13 protein-coding genes and 1 tRNA gene are annotated in these 18,645 nt (G+C 70.1%); 3 read left to right on the top strand and 11 right to left on the bottom strand.

The genetic code is table 11. The features are described 5' to 3' along the window. Positions 1–14 precede the first annotated feature (14 nt). The 3 genes from ACFWPS_RS11280 to ACFWPS_RS11270 form a co-directional block, all read right to left on the bottom strand. A complete protein-coding gene (locus ACFWPS_RS11280; protein ID WP_383703483.1) occupies positions 15–962 on the bottom strand; it encodes an FkbM family methyltransferase in 948 nt (315 codons plus the stop codon). A gap of 3 nt (positions 963–965) precedes the next feature. Beyond that, positions 966–1,172 carry a ferredoxin gene (locus ACFWPS_RS11275; RefSeq protein ID WP_089100442.1) on the bottom strand — a complete coding sequence of 69 codons (207 nt, stop codon included), beginning with the start codon at positions 1,170–1,172 and terminating at the stop codon, positions 966–968. 116 nt (positions 1,173–1,288) lie between these two features. After that, complete coding sequence (locus tag ACFWPS_RS11270; RefSeq protein WP_383703481.1) at positions 1,289–2,500, bottom strand: amidohydrolase family protein; 1,212 nt, start codon at positions 2,498–2,500, stop codon at positions 1,289–1,291. A gap of 224 nt (positions 2,501–2,724) precedes the next feature. On the opposite strand from ACFWPS_RS11270, the gene ACFWPS_RS11265 reads away from it, so the two are divergent. The 3 genes from ACFWPS_RS11265 to ACFWPS_RS11255 all read left to right on the top strand — a co-directional run bounded on the left by ACFWPS_RS11265 (position 2,725) and on the right by ACFWPS_RS11255 (position 8,370). Continuing rightward, positions 2,725–3,174, top strand: coding sequence for a DoxX family protein (locus tag ACFWPS_RS11265; RefSeq protein ID WP_383703478.1), 450 nt, complete (start codon positions 2,725–2,727; stop codon positions 3,172–3,174). A 156-nt stretch (positions 3,175–3,330) separates the two neighbouring features. Next, complete coding sequence (locus ACFWPS_RS11260) at positions 3,331–3,834, top strand: hypothetical protein (protein ID WP_383703475.1); 504 nt, start codon at positions 3,331–3,333, stop codon at positions 3,832–3,834. Positions 3,835–4,179: 345 nt separating this feature from the next. After that, on the top strand, positions 4,180–8,370 hold the full coding sequence (locus ACFWPS_RS11255) for an AAA family ATPase (protein WP_383703472.1): 4,191 nt from the start codon (positions 4,180–4,182) through the stop codon (positions 8,368–8,370). Positions 8,371–8,585: 215 nt separating this feature from the next. Here the strand turns inward: ACFWPS_RS11255 and ACFWPS_RS11250 are convergent. From ACFWPS_RS11250 to dnaN, 8 genes are all read right to left on the bottom strand, one after another. Continuing rightward, positions 8,586–8,662, bottom strand: a tRNA-Ile gene (locus tag ACFWPS_RS11250). Positions 8,663–8,773: 111 nt separating this feature from the next. After that, positions 8,774–9,562, bottom strand: a complete 789-nt coding sequence (locus ACFWPS_RS11245) for a DUF3566 domain-containing protein (protein ID WP_383703469.1) — start codon at positions 9,560–9,562, stop codon at positions 8,774–8,776. A gap of 19 nt (positions 9,563–9,581) precedes the next feature. Continuing rightward, positions 9,582–12,176, bottom strand: coding sequence for a DNA gyrase subunit A (gene gyrA / locus ACFWPS_RS11240; RefSeq protein ID WP_383703466.1), 2,595 nt, complete (start codon positions 12,174–12,176; stop codon positions 9,582–9,584). A 42-nt stretch (positions 12,177–12,218) separates the two neighbouring features. Beyond that, positions 12,219–14,282, bottom strand: a complete 2,064-nt coding sequence (gene gyrB / locus ACFWPS_RS11235; RefSeq protein WP_383703463.1) for a DNA topoisomerase (ATP-hydrolyzing) subunit B — start codon at positions 14,280–14,282, stop codon at positions 12,219–12,221. Between the two features lie 374 nt (positions 14,283–14,656). Continuing rightward, positions 14,657–15,190 carry a DUF721 domain-containing protein gene (locus ACFWPS_RS11230; RefSeq protein ID WP_383703460.1) on the bottom strand — a complete coding sequence of 178 codons (534 nt, stop codon included), beginning with the start codon at positions 15,188–15,190 and terminating at the stop codon, positions 14,657–14,659. Beyond that, positions 15,187–16,308 carry a DNA replication/repair protein RecF gene (gene recF / locus ACFWPS_RS11225; RefSeq protein ID WP_383703457.1) on the bottom strand — a complete coding sequence of 374 codons (1,122 nt, stop codon included), beginning with the start codon at positions 16,306–16,308 and terminating at the stop codon, positions 15,187–15,189. Before recF ends, ACFWPS_RS11230 begins: the two co-directional genes overlap by 4 nt. 50 nt (positions 16,309–16,358) lie before the next feature. Further along, positions 16,359–17,234, bottom strand: coding sequence for a phosphogluconate dehydrogenase (NAD(+)-dependent, decarboxylating) (gene gnd / locus ACFWPS_RS11220; RefSeq protein WP_383703454.1), 876 nt, complete (start codon positions 17,232–17,234; stop codon positions 16,359–16,361). Positions 17,235–17,411: 177 nt separating this feature from the next. Further along, a complete protein-coding gene (gene dnaN / locus ACFWPS_RS11215) occupies positions 17,412–18,542 on the bottom strand; it encodes a DNA polymerase III subunit beta (protein ID WP_093500822.1) in 1,131 nt (376 codons plus the stop codon). Positions 18,543–18,645 lie beyond the last annotated feature (103 nt).

Below are 18,645 nucleotides of genomic sequence, written 5' to 3'. Positions count from 1 at the left end.
GGGCGGCCCAGGAACTACCCGGCAGGGCCCAGCGTCGCCGCGTCCAGTCGGGAGAACACCAGGTCGCTCTCCTCGGTCACCGGGCGGTCCCAGCGGACCGGGACCACCGGTTCGCCGTACAGGGCGCGGGGGTAGCTGTCGACCGCATAGCTGTTGGCGAGCCGGTAGACGTGGTAGCCGGCGTCGGTCATGGTGCGCAGCAGGTCGTCGGCGGAGTCGCCCAGCTGGGCCATCCGGTCGGGGGTGACCTCGACGGTGATCTCGGCGTCCGGGCGCAGCTTCTCCAGCAGGGGGGCGAGCCCGCGCACCACCGCGCCCTCGGCGCCCTCCACGTCGATCTTGATGACCCGCGCGGTCTCGATCTCCTCCGGCCGGAGCAGTTCGGGCAGCGGCACGGCCTCGATGTCGAAGCTGGACTCGGCCGGGCCGTCCCACGGGACGATGCTGTTGGCGCCCATGTTGCGGGAGCTGGCCAGCACGAAGGTCAGGGTGCGGTGGGCGTCGGAGACGGCGGCGTTGACCGCGCGGATGTTCCGGCAGCCGTTGAGCGCGCTCTGCTGTTCGAGGCGGCGGTGGAAGGCGGGGGAGGCCTCGACGGCCACGACCCGGCCCTGCTCCCCGACCAGCCGGGAGGCGAGGACGCTGAAGACACCGATGTTGGCGCCGACGTCGACGAAGCAGTCCCCCGGTGCCAGCCGACCGCGCAGCCAGCGGGTCATGTGCGGCTCCCACACCCCGAAGAGGTAGAGGTAGCGCTGGATGAGGTCCTGGGTGTCGACCGCGAACCGGGCACCGGAGAGCGTCTCGACGACGCGCCGCCGGGGGTGGTCGCGCAGGTAGGGGTTGAGCGCGCGGGCCGCGAGGGTCTTGCCCCAGGGCCCCGGGAAGTCGCGGACGTAGCGGCGGCCGAGGGTGGCCAGGAGTTCGGTGAGTTCGGTGCGGGTGGTGCGGGTGGTGCTCATCCGCTAGTCGGTGACCCTTCGGCCGTCGATCCGGATCGCCTGCGACGGGCAGCGCTCGGCGATGTCCCGGATCAGTTCGTCGTCGTCCCCGGACTCCTCCCGTCCGGGCAGGACGAAACCGTACCCGTCCTCGAACCCGAACACAGCGGGTGCCCGAAAGGCACACTCACCCGACCCGTAACAGACGTCGGCGTCGACGGAGACCTTCATGTCAGGTCCCCTGCCCACCGGGCGGCCCGCTGAACCGGCCGGCGGAAACGGCCGACGGAAACGGCCGAAGGAAGCGGCCGAAGGAAGCGGCCGGCCGATACGGCTGGCTGAACCGGCTATGTGAAGGGCAGCTCCAGCATCCGGATCGCGTTGCCGCGCAGCAGCTTGTAGGCGACCTCCGGGTCCAAGCCGCCCACGTGTTCCTGGGCCACCCGCTTGGTCTCCGGCCAGGTCGAGTCGACGTGCGGGTAGTCCGTCTCGAACGTCGCGTTGTCCACGCCGATCGTCTTGATCGCCTCGATGCCGTGCCGGTCGCGGAAGAAGCAGCAGAAGATCTGCCGGTAGTAGTACGTCGAGGGCGGCTCGGGGATCAGGTCCTTCACCCCGCCCCAGGCGCGGTGCTCCTCCCAGACGTCGTCGGCGCGCTCCAGTGCGTACGGGATCCAGCCCATCTGGCCCTCGCTGTACGCGAGTTTCAGCCGGGGAAACTTCACCAGGACCCCGGAGAAGAGGAAGTCCATCATCGAGGCCATGGCGTTGTTGAAGCTGAGCGAGGCCTGGACGGCGGGCGGGGCGTCCGGGGAGGCGGCCGGCATCTGGGAACTCGACCCGATGTGCATGTTGACGACCGTCCCGGTCTCCTCGCAGGCCGCGAAGAACGGGTCCCAGTAGCCGGAGTGGATGGACGGCAGGCCCAGGTAGGTCGGGATCTCGCTGAAGGTGACCGCCCGGACGCCCCGCTCGGCGTTGCGCCGGATCTCGGCGACGGCCAGGTCGATGTCCCACAGCGGGATCAGGCACAGCGGGATCAGCCGGCCCCCGCTGTCCCCGCACCACTCCTCGACCATCCAGTCGTTGTAGGCGCGGACGCAGGCCAGCGCGACCTCCTTGTCCTTGGCCTCGGCGAAGGTCTGCCCGCAGAAGCGGGGGAAGGTCGGGAAGCAGAGGGAGGCCTCGACATGGTTCATCTCCATGTCCTCCAGGCGGGCCTTGGGGTCCCAGCAGCCCCGCCGCATCTCCTCCCTGGTGATGCCGTCGAGCGTCATCTCGTCCCGGGAGAAGCCGACGGCGGCGATGATGCGCTTGTACGGGAAGAGCAGGCCCTCGTACTCCCACCAGTCGGTGATCTGGCCCTCGGGATCGGTGGTGAACCGGTACTTGCCGCCGACGTAGGCGAGTTCGCCGATGCCGGCGGTGAAGGGCTTGGGCCCCTTGTCGCGGTACTTGCCCGGCAGCCACCGCTCGAAGAGGTGCGCGGGCTCGATCACGTGGTCGTCCACGCTGATCACCCTGGGCAGATCCTGGGTGCCGGTCGTGTTCTCTGCCATGCCTACCCCCTGCTGCCTGCGAAGTTCCGAATTTATCTGACGGTCCATCAGATAAGCCGTCGGCATTCAGGCTAGGCCCAGGAGCCTGCACCAGCAAGGCCCGCCGCGTCCCGCACGCCGCCCGTCTCCCGGAGTTCGCCCCACCCTCCCTCTTGCGACGCACGCCGCCTTCCGCTGAACTGACGGTTCGTCAGGTCGGTTCGGGGATCCGGGGAGGGTGCGGGATGCGATCAGCCTTGCTGAGCGGTGCCGAATGGTTCGCGGTGCTCCGCATCGGGCTCGGTCTGTGGTGGCTGGAGAGTTGGCGGCACAAGGACAAGAAGCAGTGGTTCGGCGGCGGAGGCATCCGGTGGGCGGCCGGTGTCGCGGAGAAGCACCGCTGGCCGGTGGTCCGGCGGGGCTTCGACACCGTCGTCGCGCCCCGGCCCCGGCTGATGGCCTACGTCGTGGCCTACGCGGAGCTCGCCCTGGGCCTCGGCCTGGTCTCCGGCTTCCTCACACCGATCGCGCTGGTGGCCGGGTTCCTGCTCAACCTGATCTACCTGGTCCTCATGATCCACGACTGGGCCGAACAAGGGCAGAACCTGATGATGGCCCTGATCTCCCTGGTCGGCCTGTTCGCCATCAGCTGGCAGAGCTGGTCGGTGGACGCCGCACTGGGCTTGTTCGGCTAGCCGACGCACCCCCTTAGGGGCGGGCCCCATGGGGGCGCCCCGAAGGGGCGCGGGGTTGTATCCGATGTGCGGCTACCGCCGCGTGGGCGCGACCAGCCCCCACGGACCCGCAGCGGCCCTCCACCCCATCACGGCACTCCCAGCGAGGAGGCACAGATGACGACCGACCCCTCGAAGTCCCCCTCCGGTTCAACCTCCGGCTCGCTCTCCGGCTCCCCTTCGGCGGACACCCTCAGAAAGCTGCACTCGGCACGCGCCCACAGCGCGTACGAGCGCGCGGTGGCCGCCTGCCGCCACGCGGGGATCGACCCCGAAGCGGCACAGACCGTCCCGACCGGTCCGGTGGGCCGGGCCGCGAACGCGCTCCGGCTGTCCGCCCAGTCACTCACCGCCCTGGCCGGCACCGCACCCGATCCGGCGGCGGACGCCCGCTGCGCCCGCAACGCCGCCGCCACCGCGGCGCTGGCCGCGCAGGTGGCCGGATCCCTGGACGAGCGCGCCGAGACGGCGACGGCCCTGCGTGCCGCCCTCACCGCATCCCAGGCGGCCGCGGCGGCGGCCGGCGGCACGACGGCGGGACAGGACGCGGCTCTGAACGCGAAGGCCGACGACGCGGAGGAACACGCGGCCGCGGCGGCCCGGACGGCGGGCTGGATATGAACCCGTGCCGTTCGGCACCGGTCCCTCCCCACGTGGGGACCGGTGCCGAACGGCGCGGGTGGTGTCGGACCGCGCACTGAGACCGGATACCTGCTCAATGCGCGGGAGCAGCTCGTGTCGTACGGCCACTCCGGCGGAAGGCCGCCGGTCGAAGGTGACCGAGAATGTGCGGTGCCGTGAGCTGTCTCTGCCAATGCTGAGCTGGTCGGCCGGTCGGGGCGAGGCCCGATCACCGCGTTGCTGCGGCGAAATCCTGCCAGCCGAGGAGCCCGTCTGAGGAGGGCAGGACGTCCGGTCCGAGGCTTCGCCGCAGGTCAGCCGTATAAAGTGAGTTTTCCGGTCCGGATGGCCAGTAGCGGGGGAAGTAAGGGGTGGAGAGCCTTGGGTCCCGACGCAGGGGCACGCACAGCCTTCGCGGAACGCCTCGCGTTGCTGTACAAGGAGGCCGGCAATCCTCCACTCAAACGCGTCGCCGAAGCGGTCGACCGGCTGCATCGCGTCGACGAACGTGGCCGGCCCGTACGGGTCTCCGCGCAGCGGATCAGCGACTGGCGGCGGGCCAAGAACGTGCCCGCCCAGTTCGTCGCCCTCTCCGCCGTCCTGCAGGTCCTCATCCCGCAGGCCCGCCGCGCCCAACCGGTGGCGGTGTCCGGCGGGCTCTACGACATGACCCAGTGGCAGAAGCTGTGGGAGCGGGCCGTGGCCGACCCGGTCGGCGAACTGCCCGCACCGGAATCGGCCGAGGAGACGGACCAGCCGCCGCCGGTCGACAGTGTGTGCCCGTACCGGGGGCTGGCCTCCTACCGCCGTGAGGACGCCCGCTGGTTCTTCGGCCGGGAGCGCTCCACCGACGCGCTGGTCGCCCAGCTCCGTTCCGCCGAGGCGGGCGGCGGTCTGGTGATGCTGGTCGGCGCCTCGGGGGCGGGAAAGTCCTCACTGCTGAACGCCGGCCTGGTCACCGCGCTGCAGAGCGGCGCCCTGGCCGATGACGAGGGCCGCCCGCACCGCATCCTTCAACTCGTCCCGGGTGCGGACCCCGTGAAGGAGCTGATCCGCCGCATACCCGAGCTGGCCGAACCGACAGACCTCGACGATCCGGACGCCGTACGACAAGCGGTCACGGCCTGGACCCGACGCAAGACCGAGCCCGTGCCGACCAAGTCCGGGTCGACCGAACCAGCGTCAATCGCGCCCGGGTCGACCAGGACGGGGTCAGCCGCGCCCGTATCGGCCAAGATCGGATCGCCCGACGGCGCACCCGCCGACGCCGCACTCGCCGCGGCCAGGTCGACCGTCGATGTTTCACGTGAAACAGGGCGCCCCTCAGGGGGCGATCCCACCCGTCCAGTCCTCATCGTCGACCAGTTCGAGGAGACCTTCACCCTCTGCACCGACGAGGCAGACCGGCGCACCTTCGTCCAGCTCCTGCACGTGGCCAGCACCCCCGCCGCCTCCGGCGAACCGGCCCCCGCCCTGGTGGTCCTCGGTATCCGTGCCGACTTCTACGAGCAGTGCCTCGGCTACCCGGAGCTGGCCGACGCGCTCCAGCACCGGCACATGGTGCTCGGCCCGCTGACCACCGCCGAGCTGCGTGAGGCGGTGACCGCTCCCGCCAAGGCCGTGGGCCTGGAGCTGGAGCCCGGCCTCGCCGAGCTGATCGTCCGGGAGGTGAGCGCGGACGGCCCGCGGGGCGCCCATGACGCCGGTGTCCTCCCGCTCCTCTCCCACGCCCTTCTCGCCACCTGGCAGCGCCGTAAGGCGGGCCGGCTGACACTGGCCGGCTACCGGGCCGCCGGCGGCATCCAGGGCGCCGTCGCCGCGACCGCCGAGCGCGCCTGGTCCAGCCTGGACCCGGCCGCACGCACCGCCGCCCGGCTGCTCCTGCTCCGCCTCGTACGGCTCGGCGAGGACACCCAGGCGACCCGCAGACGGGGCACCCGACGCCAGCTGGCCGCGGAATCCACCGACCCGGTCAAGACGGAGGAGTCACTCGAAGCCCTGGTCCGGGCCCGGCTGGTGACCCTCGACGCCGACACCGTGGAGATCACCCACGAGGCGTTGCTGCACGCCTGGCCCCGACTGCGCGAGTGGCTCGACGAGGACCGCAACGGCAATCTGCTGCGGCAGCGTCTGGAGGAGGACGGCCGGGCCTGGGACGAGTCAAGCCACGACTCCGCCCTGCTCTACCGCGGTTCACGGCTCGAACAGGCCCACACCTGGGCGACGTCGGCCGGAGACACCTACCTGACCCGCAGCGCTGTGGAGTTCCTGGCGGCCTCGGTACGGCTGCGCCGGCGCACGGTGTGGCTCAGCCGGGCCGCCGTGTCGGCGCTGGTAGTGCTCGCGGTACTGGCCGCCGGCTCCGCCGTGATCGCCCGGCAGCAGCGGGACGACGCGGTGTTCGAGCAGGTGGTCGCGGAGGCCGACCGCTTCCAGTACTCGGACCCGTCGCTGTCCGCCCAGCTCGACCTGGTGGCCCACGACCTGCGCCCGGACGACGAGGGCGCCAACAACCGCCTGATATCCATCGTCAACGCCCCGCTGGCCACCCCGCTGCTCGGCCACACCGGCGCCGTCTACCTCACTTCCTTCAGCCCCGACGGCAAGATCCTGGCCACCGCCGCCTACGACCGCACGGTCCGGCTGTGGGACGTGAGCGACCCGACCCGGCCCAAGGCCATCGGCAAGCCGCTGCTGGGCCACACGAGCTGGGTCTCCAGCGCGGTCTTCAGCCCGGACGGCAAGACCCTGGCCAGCGCCGGCGACGACGGCACCGTACGGCTGTGGGACGTCTCCGACCCGAAGCACCCCACCTCCCTGGGCTCCCCGCTGGCCGGCCACGACGGCACTGTCTACCTGGTCGCCTTCAGCCCGGACGGGCGCACCGTGGCCACCGCCGACGAGGACCACACCGTCCGGATGTGGGACGTGCACGACCCGCGCCACCCCGCTTCGCTCGGCACCCTCACCGGCCACACCGAGGCCGTACGCTCCATCGCGTTCAGCCCCGACGGCCGCACCCTCGCGGCCGGCAGCGACGACAACTCGATCCTCCTGTACGACGTCTCCGACCCCCGGCACCCCGAGCGCGTCGGCGCTCCGCTGACCGGGCACACCGCGACCGTGCACTCGGTGGCCTTCAGCCCGGACGGCCGCACCCTCGCCAGCGGCAGCAAGGACGACACCGTACGGCTGTGGGACGTCTCGGACCGGACGCACCCCGAGGCCCTCGGCGCACCGCTCACCGGCCATACCGGTCCTGTCTGGTCGGTGGCCTTCAGCCCCGACGGTTCCATGCTCGCCGCGGGCAGCGCGGACTCCACGGCCAGCCTCTGGAACGTCGACAACCCGGCCTTCCCCTCCCAGGTGGGCGAGCCGCTCGCGGGCAGCAGCGGCGAGATGTACGCCGTCGGCTGGAGCCCCGACGGGCAGACCCTCGCCACCGGCAGTGGTGACGGCAAGGTGCGGCTGTGGTCGATCCCGGGTTCGGACATGATCGGCGCGGCGGGGGCGTTCAGCCCGGACGGCCGCGTCCTGGCCACCGGCGGCGGTGACAGCAGGATGCGGCTGTGGAACATCACGGACCCGGCCCGGCCCACCGCGCTCGGCAAGCCGTTCACGACCGGGTCGCGGGATCTGCGCTCGATGGTGTTCGCCCGGGACGGACGCACCCTGATCATCCTGACCAGCGAGGACAACCTCAGCTGGGTGCAGCTGTGGAACGTCTCCGACCCCGCGCACCCCGCCCAGTACGGTGCGCCGGTCCGGCTGAACACCCGGTACGCGGGCTCCGAGGCACTGGCGCTGAGCCCCGACGGACGCACCGTGGCCGCCGACTACGACGACCGCACGGTCCAGCTCCTGGACATCAGCGACCCGGCCCACCCCAAGCGCCTCGGCGAGCCCCTGGAGGGCCACACCGGTTACGTCAACGCGCTCGTCTTCAGCCCGGACGGCAGGACGCTGGCCAGCGGCAGCGCGGACGGCACCGTACGCCTCTGGAACGTCTCCGACCGGACCCGTGCCAGGCCCCTGGGCAGCCCTCTCAAGGGCCACCTGGGCCCCATCAACACCCTCGCCTACAGCCCCGACGGGCGCACCCTGGCCAGCGGCAGCGACGACGACACGGTCCACCTCTGGAACGTCTCCGATCCCGCGCACGCGACCCGGCTGGGCGTGGTCCTCACCGGCCATACCGAGGCGGTCGTCTCCCTGACCTTCAGCCAGGACGGCAGGACCCTGGCCAGTGGCGGCAACGACAACACGGTCCGCCTCTGGAACGTGTCGTCCCCGTCCTCGGCCCACCCCATCGGCCAGTCCATGAGTCCCAACGCCAAGACGGGCAACTTCCTCTCCTTCAGCCCGCGGAGCAACATGCTGGGCGTCTCCAGCGGCGCCGACACGGTCCGGCTGTGGAGTCTGGACGTCGACCAGGCGGTCACCCGCATCTGCTCGGTCACCCGCGACGTTTTGACGCCCGCCAAGTGGCGCGAGTACCTCCCCCGCCTCACCTACGACCCACCCTGCGACGCCTGATCCACCCCCACGCCTGACCGTCTTTGAGTGATCCCGATCACAACTGCTCATGACGGCCGAGAAGTTGACTCCCACCGCACAGGCCACCTTGTTAGGCTGGCTGCAGCCCGATCGCTGGTGCATCCCCCGTCGCCAGCGGTCGGGCCTTTTCATGCCCCGACCGCCCCTGGGAACGCAGAAGGCCCCCGATCCATCCGGACCGGGGGCCTTCACGCTGGTGGGGCTAACAGGATTTGAACCTGTGGCCTCATCCTTATCAGGGATGCGCTCTAACCAACTGAGCTATAGCCCCGCCGCGCTCTGCGGTGTGTGTCCCGCGCGCTGACTCCTGAAGATTAGCGCACGACCGGGGCAGTCCCAAAATCGGTTGTCGGGGGAGCGTCAGGAGAGGTTTGAACTCCGGTTACTCGTCCTCGGCCAAGGTCAGCTCGATGCCGCCGACGAAGCCGGCGGAGAGGTTGTAGATGAACGCGCCGAGGGTCGCCAGCGCCGTCGCGAGGACGACGTCGATGACCGCGATGATCGCCGTGAACGTCAGGACGTGCGGGAGGGAGAGGAACGCCTGGAGGTCGAAGCCGTTCGACTCGTTCGAACCGGTCGCCTCCGAGATCGTGCCGCCGACCGTCGAGAACACGCCCATCGCGTCCAGGACCATCCACAGCACCGCCGCCGCCACGATCGAGCAGATGCCCAGCGCGATGGAGAGCAGGAAGCTGACCTTCATCACCGACCAGGGGTCGGCCTTGGCGACCCGCAGCCGGGCCTTGCGGGTACGCGGGGCGGTGCGCGTACCGGCGCCGGTACGCGGCCGTCGTACGGCCCCCGAGGGCGCCGGTGCGGCCGCTGCGGCCTGCGCCGCCGGGTAGGCCTGCGGCGGGTGGTAGGGCCCGGCGGGCTGCTCGGCCCGCCGTTCCCCGGGCAGCGGGGACGTGCCCTGCTGCGGCTGCGCGGGCGCCGGCCGGTCGCCCGGCGCCGCCTGCCCTCGCGTGTCGGTCACGGATCCCCCCTGCGATCCCTGTGCCTCCGGCGCGGACGCCTTGACGGGCGCCTTGATCGCCTTCAGCTGGGTCGTGTGCGTGTCCGCCTGCTGCGGTGCACCGCCCCCGTCGGACGCGGCGGAGCCACGGCCGCCGCCGTCCGCATCCGTACCCGTCGAGGTACCGGCCGATCCGGCGCCCGTGGCTCCGCTCACGATGACTCACTCCTCGTGCCTACTCGGCCGAGGGCGCCTCACCCTCGTCCGTACCGCTGGTCGCGACACCCTCGGCGGTCTCGTCCACGGCGTCCTCGCCGTCGACTTCCTCCGCCTCACTGCCGGCCTCGGCGTTACGCGCGATGCCGACGACGGCATCGCGCTTGCCCAGGTTGATCAGTTGGACGCCCATGGTGTCACGGCCCGTCTCCCTGACCCCGCTGACTCGCGTGCGAATCACACCGCCGGACAGGGTGATGGCGAGGATCTCGTCGTTCTCCTCGACGATCAGCGCGCCGACCAGCGAACCGCGGTCCTCCACGATCTTGGCGGCCTTGATGCCGAGGCCGCCGCGGCCCTGGACGCGGTACTCGTCGACACGGGTCCGCTTCGCGTACCCCCCGTCGGTGGCAGTGAACACGAACGTACCGGGTCGAACAACATTCATCGACAGAAGTTCATCGTCCGCACGGAAACTCATGCCCTTGACACCGGAGGTGGCCCGGCCCATGGGACGCAGAGTGTCGTCGGAGGCGGTGAACCTGATCGACTGCGCCTTCTTGCTGATCAGAAGCAGATCATCGTCCGCCGAAACCAGCTCGGCACCGATCAGTTCGTCGTCGGAACCGTCCTCGCGCTCCCGCAGGTTGATCGCGATGACACCGCCGGAGCGGGGCGAATCGTAATCCTTCAGAGGCGTCTTCTTGACCAGACCGGCCTTGGTGGCCAGCACCAGGTAGTCCGCCGCGTCGTAGTCCCGGATCGCGAGGATCTCGGCGATCGCCTCGTCCGGCTGGAAGGCCAGCAGGTTCGCCACGTGCTGACCGCGCGCGTCCCGGCCGGCGTCCGGCAGCTCGTACGCCTTCGCCCGGTACACCCGGCCCTTGTTCGTGAAGAACAGCAGCCAGTGGTGCGTGGTCGAGACGAAGAAGTGGTCGACGATGTCGTCTTCCTTGAGCTTCGTACCGCGCACGCCCTTGCCGCCGCGCTTCTGCGCCCGGTAGTCGACGGTCTTGGTGCGCTTGACGTAGCCGCCGCGCGAGACCGTGACGACGATGTCCTCCTCGGCGATCAGGTCCTCGATGGACATGTCACCGTCGTAGGGCACCAGCATGGTCTTGCGATCGTCGCCGAACTTCTCCACGATCGCGGCGAGCTCGGCGCTGACGATGCCGCGCTGCCGGACCGGCGAGGCGAGGATCTCGTTGTACTCGGTGATCTTCGCCTGGAGTTCGTCGTGCTCCTGGATGATCTTCTGACGCTCCAGGGCGGCCAGGCGCCGCAGCTGCATCTCCAGGATGGCGTTGGCCTGGATCTCGTCGATCTCCAGGAGGTCCATCAGGCCCGTGCGCGCGATGTCGACCGTGTCACTGGCCCGGATCAGCGCGATGACCTCGTCGATCGCGTCCAGCGCCTTCAGCAGACCGCGCAGGATGTGCGCCCGCTCCTCGGCCTTGCGCAGCCGGAACTTCGTCCGCCGGACGATGACCTCGATCTGGTGCGTCACCCAGTGCCGGATGAACGCGTCCAACGACAGCGTGCGCGGCACGCCGTCGACCAGCGCCAGCATGTTGGCGCCGAAGTTGGACTGGAGGTCGGTGTGCTTGTACAGGTTGTTCAGGACGACCTTGGCGACCGCGTCCCGCTTCAGCACGATGACCAGCCGCTGGCCGGTGCGCGAGGAGGTCTCGTCGCGGACGTCGGCGATGCCTCCGACCTTGCCGTCCTTCACCAGGTCGGCGATCTTCTGCGCGAGGTTGTCGGGGTTGGTCTGGTACGGCAGCTCCGTGACCACCAGGCACTGGCGGTTCTGGATCTCCTCGACCTCGACGACCGCACGCATGGTGATCGAGCCGCGGCCCGTGCGGTAGGCCTCCTCGATGCCCTTGCGGCCGACGACGAGGGCGCCGGTCGGGAAGTCGGGACCCTTGATGCGCTCGATCAGCGCGTCCAGGAGCTCCTCGTGCGAGGCCTCCGGGTTCTCCAGGTACCACTGGGCGCCGGCCGCGACCTCGCGCAGGTTGTGCGGCGGGATGTTGGTCGCCATGCCGACCGCGATACCGGCGGAGCCGTTGATCAGCAGGTTCGGGAAGCGGGCGGGCAGGACGGTCGGCTCCTGGGAGCGGCCGTCGTAGTTGTCCGTGAAGTCGACGGTCTCCTCGTCGATGTCGCGGACCATCTCCATCGACAGCGGCGCCAGCTTGCACTCGGTGTACCGCATGGCGGCCGCCGGGTCGTTGCCCGGGGAGCCGAAGTTGCCGTTGGAGTCCACCAGCGGCATCCGCATCGACCACGGCTGGGCGAGGCGCACCAGGGCGTCGTAGATGGAGGAGTCGCCGTGCGGGTGGTAGTTGCCCATGACGTCGCCGACGACACGGGCGCACTTGTAGAAGCCGCGCTCGGGGCGGTAGCCGCCGTCGTACATCGCGTACAGGACGCGGCGGTGCACGGGCTTGAGGCCGTCGCGGACGTCGGGCAGCGCACGGGACACGATGACGGACATCGCGTAGTCCAGGTACGAGCGCTGCATCTCCGTCTCGAGCCCGACAGGCTCGACGCGCATCGCGAGCTCGCCGCCCTCTTCAGGGGTGACGGGAGTGTTCTCGTCGGTCATGGCTGGTCAAGATCCTTCCTGGTGCGGTCAGCTGAGACCGACTCAGATGTCGAGGAAGCGGACGTCCTTGGCGTTGCGCTGGATGAACGCGCGACGGGCCTCGACGTCCTCGCCCATCAGGACCGAGAACAGGTCGTCGGCCTGGGCCGCGTCGTCCAGGGTGACCTGGCCGAGGACCCGGTGCTCCTGGTCCATCGTGGTGATGCGCAGCTCCTCGGCGTTCATCTCGCCGAGACCCTTGAAGCGCTGGATCGAGTCCTCGCGGACCCGCTTGCCGCGCTGCCGCCCCATCTCGATGAGCGCGTCGCGCTCACGGTCCGAGTACGCGTACTCCGTGTCGTCCCGGCCCCACTTGATCTTGTAGAGCGGCGGACGGGAGAGGTACACGTGCCCGGCCTCGACCAGCGGCCGCATGAAGCGGAACAGGAAGGTCAGCAGCAGGGTGGAGATGTGCTGGCCGTCGACGTCGGCGTCCGCCATAAGGATGATCTTGTGATAGCGGAGCTTCTCGATGTCGAAGTCCTCGTGCACACCCGTGCCGAAGGCGGAGATCAGCGCCTGGATCTCCTGGTTCTGCAGGATCTTGTCGATCCGCGCCTTCTCGACGTTGAGGATCTTGCCGCGGATCGGGAGGATCGCCTGGTACTGCGGGTTGCGGCCGGACTTGGCCGAGCCGCCGGCGGAGTCACCCTCGACGATGAAGATCTCGCACTTGGTGGGGTCGTTCGACTGGCAGTCGGAGAGCTTGCCCGGCAGCGAGGCGCTCTCCAGGAGGCCCTTGCGCCGGGTCAGGTCCCGGGCCTTGCGGGCCGCCACGCGCGCGGTGGCCGCCTGGATGCCCTTGCGGATGATGTCCGCCGCCTCGACCGGGTTGCGGTCCAGCCAGTCGTTCAGGTGCTCGTAGACCGCCTTCTGCACGAAGGTCTTGGCCTCCGTGTTGCCCAGCTTGGTCTTCGTCTGGCCCTCGAACTGCGGCTCGCTCAGCTTGACCGAGATGATCGCGGTCAGACCCTCGCGGATGTCGTCGCCGGTGAGGTTGTCGTCCTTCTCGCGGAGCAGCTTCTTGTCGCGCGCGTACTTGTTGATCAGCGAGGTCAGCGCCGCACGGAAGCCCTCCTCGTGGGTGCCGCCCTCGTGCGTGTGGATGATGTTGGCGAACGAGTACACACCCTCGCTGTAGCCGCTGTTCCACTGCATGGCGACCTCGAGGGACAGGCTCTTGTCCTTGTCCTCGGCCTCCAGGTCGATCACCGTCGGGTGCACCGCGTCGCCCTTGCGGGAGTTGAGGTACTTCACGAAGTCGACGATGCCGCCCTCGTAGTGGTACGTGACGGTCTTGACCTCGGCCTTCTCGTCGGCGCCGGCCTCGTCCGCCCCGGCCACCGCCTTCGCCGACTCGCGCTCGTCGGTGAGCCCGATCGTCAGGCCCTTGTTGAGGAACGCCATCTCCTGGAAGCGCCGCGACAGCGTCTCGAAGGAGTACTCGGTGGTCTCGAAGATGTCCGGGTCCGCCCAGAACGTGACCGAGGTACCGGTCTCGTCGGTCTCCTCGTGCTTGGCCAGCGGAGCCGTCGGAACGCCCAGCTTGTAGTCCTGCGTCCAGCGGTGGCCATCGGTCTTGATCTCGACGGACACCCTGGACGACAGCGCGTTCACGACGGACACACCCACACCGTGCAGACCGCCGGAGACCGCGTAGCCCCCGCCGCCGAACTTGCCGCCCGCGTGCAGCACGGTCAGTACGACCTCGACGGCCGGCTTGCCCTCGGACGCCACGATGCCGACGGGGATGCCACGGCCGTTGTCGACGACGCGCACGCCGCCGTCGGCCAGGATCGTCACGTCGATGGTGTCCGCGTGGCCCGCCAGAGCCTCGTCGACGGAGTTGTCCACGACCTCGTACACAAGGTGGTGCAGACCGCGCTCGCCGGTGGAGCCGATGTACATACCGGGTCGCTTGCGGACCGCGTCCAGCCCTTCGAGGACGGTGATGGCGCTGGCGTCGTAAGAGGCGGTGACCTCACCGTTCGCGCCGGCGTCGGTGGACGGGATGTTCTCGTTGGGGTTGCCGGAATCGGCCACGAAGCGCCCTTTCTGGCACAGCACGAGCCAGGCTCGTCGGCGGGTTGCCGGAGCGGCTGCGGCATGTTGCGTTGGTAAGCCTTGATCAGCGTTGCTCAGCTTTTCCCGGGCGGTCCCCACGTTCGGGGCGGGATTGTCTTCCAGTCTACCGGTAGCGCCGACAGTGATGGGGGTTTGCCGGTACCTGAGTCCGCATGTGCCGCCCTGAACCCGCCTCTGCCGACTCCCGATATGCGGATGGGGGCTCCAAGAGGCTCACGGAGGCACTCAGCGCTTCCGGCCGTCAACCCTTGGCTACTCCGGGGTCAGGTCGCGATTCGCAACCGCGTGCGGTGGTACGACGACCAGCCGAGGCGGCCGTACGACGGCTCCGCACCCGGCTCGTGGCGTGACGTAAGTCACCCGTAGGTATCGCCGGGCCCGGTGCTCCCGGGGGCGCGCAAAGGGCCGTAGCGCCGGGCAGGACCCCCCGGATTGAGCACCTTGATCATGCGTACGGTGCCGTGCCCAAGGTCCTCGTTCAGGCGGGCGACCAGCGCCGGTGCGAGATGGCGCAGCTGGGTCGCCCAGGCCGTCGAGTCGCACTGCACGACCAGCACGCGCTCGTCCTCGTCGTAGCGCTGCGGCACACAGTGGTTGGCCAGATCGTCGCCGACGATCTCCGGCCAGCGGCCCATCACCCCGCCCACCGCGGCCGGCGTCTCCCAGCCGCGCTCGGTGATCAGCCGGTTGATCGCGGAACCCAGCGCCATCGGGTCGCGGCCGTCGGCGCGCGCGCCGGAGCGCAGGCCACCGCGGCGCGCCTGCTTCTTCTGCTGTGCCGCGTCCCCACGCGCGCGTGCCGCCTCCTTCGCCGCCCTGAGCGCCACGCGCGCGAGGTCGACACCCGAGGGTTCGTTCTTGGCTGCGGGTCCGGGTCCGTCGGTGCTCATGCGCGCTCCACCGTCCCGTCGGCCACCGTGTACCGCGTCCCCGTGAGGATGTGCGGTACGTCGTCGTCCACAGCGGCCGTGACCAGCACCTGCTCCCCGGGCGCGACGAGCTCCGCCAGCCGCTCCCGGCGCCGGGCGTCCAGCTCGGCGAACACGTCGTCGAGCACCAGCACCGGCTCGTTGCCCTCGGCACGCAGCAGGTCGTACGAGGCGAGGCGCAGCGCCAGCGCGTACGACCAGGACTCGCCGTGCGAGGCGTACCCCTTGGCGGGCAGCTGCCCCAGCTTGAGGACCAGGTCGTCGCGGTGCGGACCGACCAGCGTCACACCCCGCTCGATCTCCTGCTTGCGGGTGTCCGCCAGGGCCGCCATCAGCTGGGTGTACAGGTCCTCGCGCGTGTGGGCCTCGCCGGGCGCCGACGGCTTGTAGTCCAGCGCGACGGGACCACCGCCCGGCGCCAGCTGCTCGTACGCCTTGTCGGCAAGGGGCTGGATCGCGGCGACCAGGTCGAGCCGCTGGGCGAGCAGCTCGGCGCCCACGCGCGCGAGGTGCTGGTCCCACACGTCCAGTGTGGACAGGTCCATGGAACGACCGCCGTGCCGCCGGGCCAGGGCCGCGGTCTTCAGCAGGGTGTTCCGCTGCTTCAGCACCCGCTCGTAGTCGGACCGCACGCCGGCCATCCGCGGCGACCGCGCGGTGATCAGCTCGTCAAGGAAGCGGCGCCGCTCGCCGGGATCGCCCTTCACCAGCGCGAGGTCCTCGGGCGCGAACAGCACGGTCCGTACGATCCCCAGGACGTCACGCGGCCTGACCTGCGAGGACCTGTTGATGCGGGCGCGGTTGGACTTGCCGGGGTTGAGCTCCAGCTCGACCAGCTGCTGCCGGTCGCCCTGCCGGACCTGCGCCCGGATGACCGCCCGGTCGGCACCCATGCGGACCAGGGGAGCGTCGGAGGCGACCCGGTGGCTGCCGAGGGTGGCGAGATAGCCGACGGCCTCGACGAGGTTGGTCTTGCCCTGGCCGTTGGGGCCGACGAAGGCGGTGACGCCCGGGTCGAGCGGGACCTCGACCCGGGCGTACGAACGGAAGTCGGCCAGCGACAGATGCGTGACGTGCATGGGTGTTTCGCCGACCTCCCCGTGACCTGCTGCTTCGTCTCTGCTTGGTGCTACTTCGCCGCTACGGCGTGGCCGCCGAACTGGTTGCGCAGCGCGGCGATCATCTTCATCTGCGGCGAGTCCTCCTGCCGGGAGGCGAACCGCGCGAACAGCGAGGCGGTGATCGCGGGCAGCGGCACCGCGTTGTCTATCGCGGCCTCCACAGTCCACCGGCCCTCGCCGGAGTCCTGTGCATAACCCTTCAGCTTGTCCAGGTGCTCGTCCCCGTCGAGGGCGTTCACCGCGAGGTCGAGCAGCCAGGAACGGATGACCGTCCCTTCCTGCCAGGAGCGGAAGACCTCGCGCACGTCCGTGACGGAGTCGACCTTCTCGAGCAGCTCCCAGCCCTCAGCGTAGGCCTGCATCATCGCGTACTCGATGCCGTTGTGGACCATCTTCGCGAAGTGGCCTGCACCGACCTTGCCGGCGTGCACCGAACCGAAGTCGCCCTCGGGCTTCAGCGCGTCGAAGACCGGCCGGACCTGCTCGACGTGCTCGGCATCGCCGCCGTACATCAGCGCGTAGCCGTTCTCCAGGCCCCAGACACCGCCGGAGACCCCGCAGTCGACGAAGCCGATGCCCTTGGCGGCCAGCTCCTCGGCGTGCCTCTCGTCGTCCGTCCAGCGGGAGTTGCCGCCGTCGACGACCACGTCACCGGGCTCCAGGAGCTCGGCCAGCTCGTCGATCGTGGACTGCGTCGGCGCACCGGCCGGGACCATCACCCACACCACGCGCGGCCCGCTGAGCTTGCCCACAAGCTCTTCCAGGCTGTGGACGTCGGCGAGGTCCGGGTTGCGGTCGTATCCGACGACGGTGTGGCCCGCGCGGCGGATCCGCTCGCGCATGTTGCCGCCCATCTTGCCGAGGCCGACGAGACCGAGCTCCATCAGTTGGTTCCTTAGGTTGCGGTGTGGCAGGAGAGGCACGTTCGTACCCGCGTCCGAGCCTAATCGCGACCCTTTGCGCACAGTTGTGGGCATAGCCGCTCACCTGGGGAAACCCACCAGGCCTCGGCGCCGGGTACCCACAGGGGAGACCCGGCACCGTGCACAGCTGTGGACAACTCAGCCGCTGAGCCGCACCGGCATGATCAGGTACTTGTACGCCTCGTCCGCCTCGGCATCCACCGCCGGCTTCCCGCTCAGCAGCGCCGGCTTCGTGGACGTCGTGAACGACAGCTGCGCCACCGGCGAGTCGATCGCGCTCAGGCCGTCCAGCAGGAACGTGGGGTTGAAGGCGATCGAGATGTCGTCGCCGTCCAGCTGCGCGTCGACCCTTTCCACAGCCTGTGCGTCGTCGCTGGAACCGGCCTCCAGGATCAGCACGCCCTGCTCGAAGCTGAGCCGCACCGGGGTGTTCCGCTCGGCGACCAGGGCCACACGCTTGACGGCCTCCACGAAGGGGGCGGTCTCGATCACCGCGACGGAGTTGAACTCGGTCGGGAACAGCGTGCGGTACTTCGGCAGGTCGCCTTCGAGCAGACGCGTGGTCGTACGCCGGCCAGCGCCCTCGAAGCCGATGAGCCCCTCGCCCGCGCCGGAGCCGGAGAGGGCCAGGATGACGCTGTCGCCGCTCGTGAGGGCCTTGGCGGTGTCCAGGAGCGTCTTGGCGGGCACCAGGGCGACCGCGGAGGCCTCCGGGTTCTCCGGCTTCCACAGGAACTCGCGGACCGCGAAGCGGTAGCGGTCGGTGGAGGCCAGGGTGACCGTGTCGCCCTCGATCTCGATGCGCACACCGGTCAGCACCGGCAGCGTGTCGTCACGCCCGGCGGCGATGGCCACCTGGGAGACGGCGGAGGCGAAGACCTCGCCGGGGACCGTGCCCGTCGCGTTCGGCATCTGCGGCAGGGACGGGTACTCCTCCACCGGCAGGGTGTGCAGCGTGAACCGCGAGGATCCACAGACCACCGTGGCCCGTACACCGTCTGTGGAAATCTCCACCGGCCGGTTGGGGAGCGCACGGCAGATGTCGGCGAGCAGCCGGCCGGAGACGAGGACCGTGCCCTCCTCCTCGACCTCGGTCTCGACGCTGACCCGCGCGGAGACCTCGTAGTCGAAGCTGGACAGGCTCAGCTGGCCGTCCTCGGCCTTCAGGAGCAGGCCGGCGAGGACCGGCGCCGGCGGACGGGCCGGGAGGCTGCGTGCCGCCCAGGCCACTGCCTCCGCGAGTACGTCGCGTTCCACCCGGATCTTCACCGTAAGCCCGCCTCCTGCTGTTGCCGGGGCTTCTCGCCCTGCTGCGTCTTCGTCGTCTGTCTCGGTGTCGTCGGCCCCGGGGAGGGGAAGAACACCGGGGACC

The organism is Streptomyces sp. NPDC058457 (genome assembly GCF_042720695.1).
In the GTDB taxonomy this organism is placed as follows: Bacteria; Actinomycetota; Actinomycetes; order Streptomycetales; family Streptomycetaceae; genus Streptomyces.
The sequence above is the reverse complement of the archived record's forward strand: the minus strand, read 5'-3'. Positions and strand labels throughout refer to the sequence as shown.

Bases quoted from the DNA above. Each gene is read 5' to 3' on its own strand.
- ACFWPS_RS11255 (WP_383703472.1), top strand. From the start codon at position 4,180: ATGGCCAGTAGCGGGGGAAGTAAGGGGTGGAGAGCCTTGGGTCCCGAC.
- recF (WP_383703457.1), bottom strand. From the start codon at position 16,308: ATGCACGTCACGCATCTGTCGCTGGCCGACTTCCGTTCGTACGCCCGG.
- gnd (WP_383703454.1), bottom strand. From the start codon at position 17,234: ATGGAGCTCGGTCTCGTCGGCCTCGGCAAGATGGGCGGCAACATGCGC.
- ACFWPS_RS11260 (WP_383703475.1), top strand. From the start codon at position 3,331: ATGACGACCGACCCCTCGAAGTCCCCCTCCGGTTCAACCTCCGGCTCG.
- ACFWPS_RS11275 (WP_089100442.1), bottom strand. From the start codon at position 1,172: ATGAAGGTCTCCGTCGACGCCGACGTCTGTTACGGGTCGGGTGAGTGT.
- ACFWPS_RS11270 (WP_383703481.1), bottom strand. From the start codon at position 2,500: ATGGCAGAGAACACGACCGGCACCCAGGATCTGCCCAGGGTGATCAGC.
- ACFWPS_RS11280 (WP_383703483.1), bottom strand. From the start codon at position 962: ATGAGCACCACCCGCACCACCCGCACCGAACTCACCGAACTCCTGGCC.
- ACFWPS_RS11265 (WP_383703478.1), top strand. From the start codon at position 2,725: ATGCGATCAGCCTTGCTGAGCGGTGCCGAATGGTTCGCGGTGCTCCGC.
- gyrA (WP_383703466.1), bottom strand. From the start codon at position 12,176: ATGACCGACGAGAACACTCCCGTCACCCCTGAAGAGGGCGGCGAGCTC.
- ACFWPS_RS11230 (WP_383703460.1), bottom strand. From the start codon at position 15,190: ATGAGCACCGACGGACCCGGACCCGCAGCCAAGAACGAACCCTCGGGT.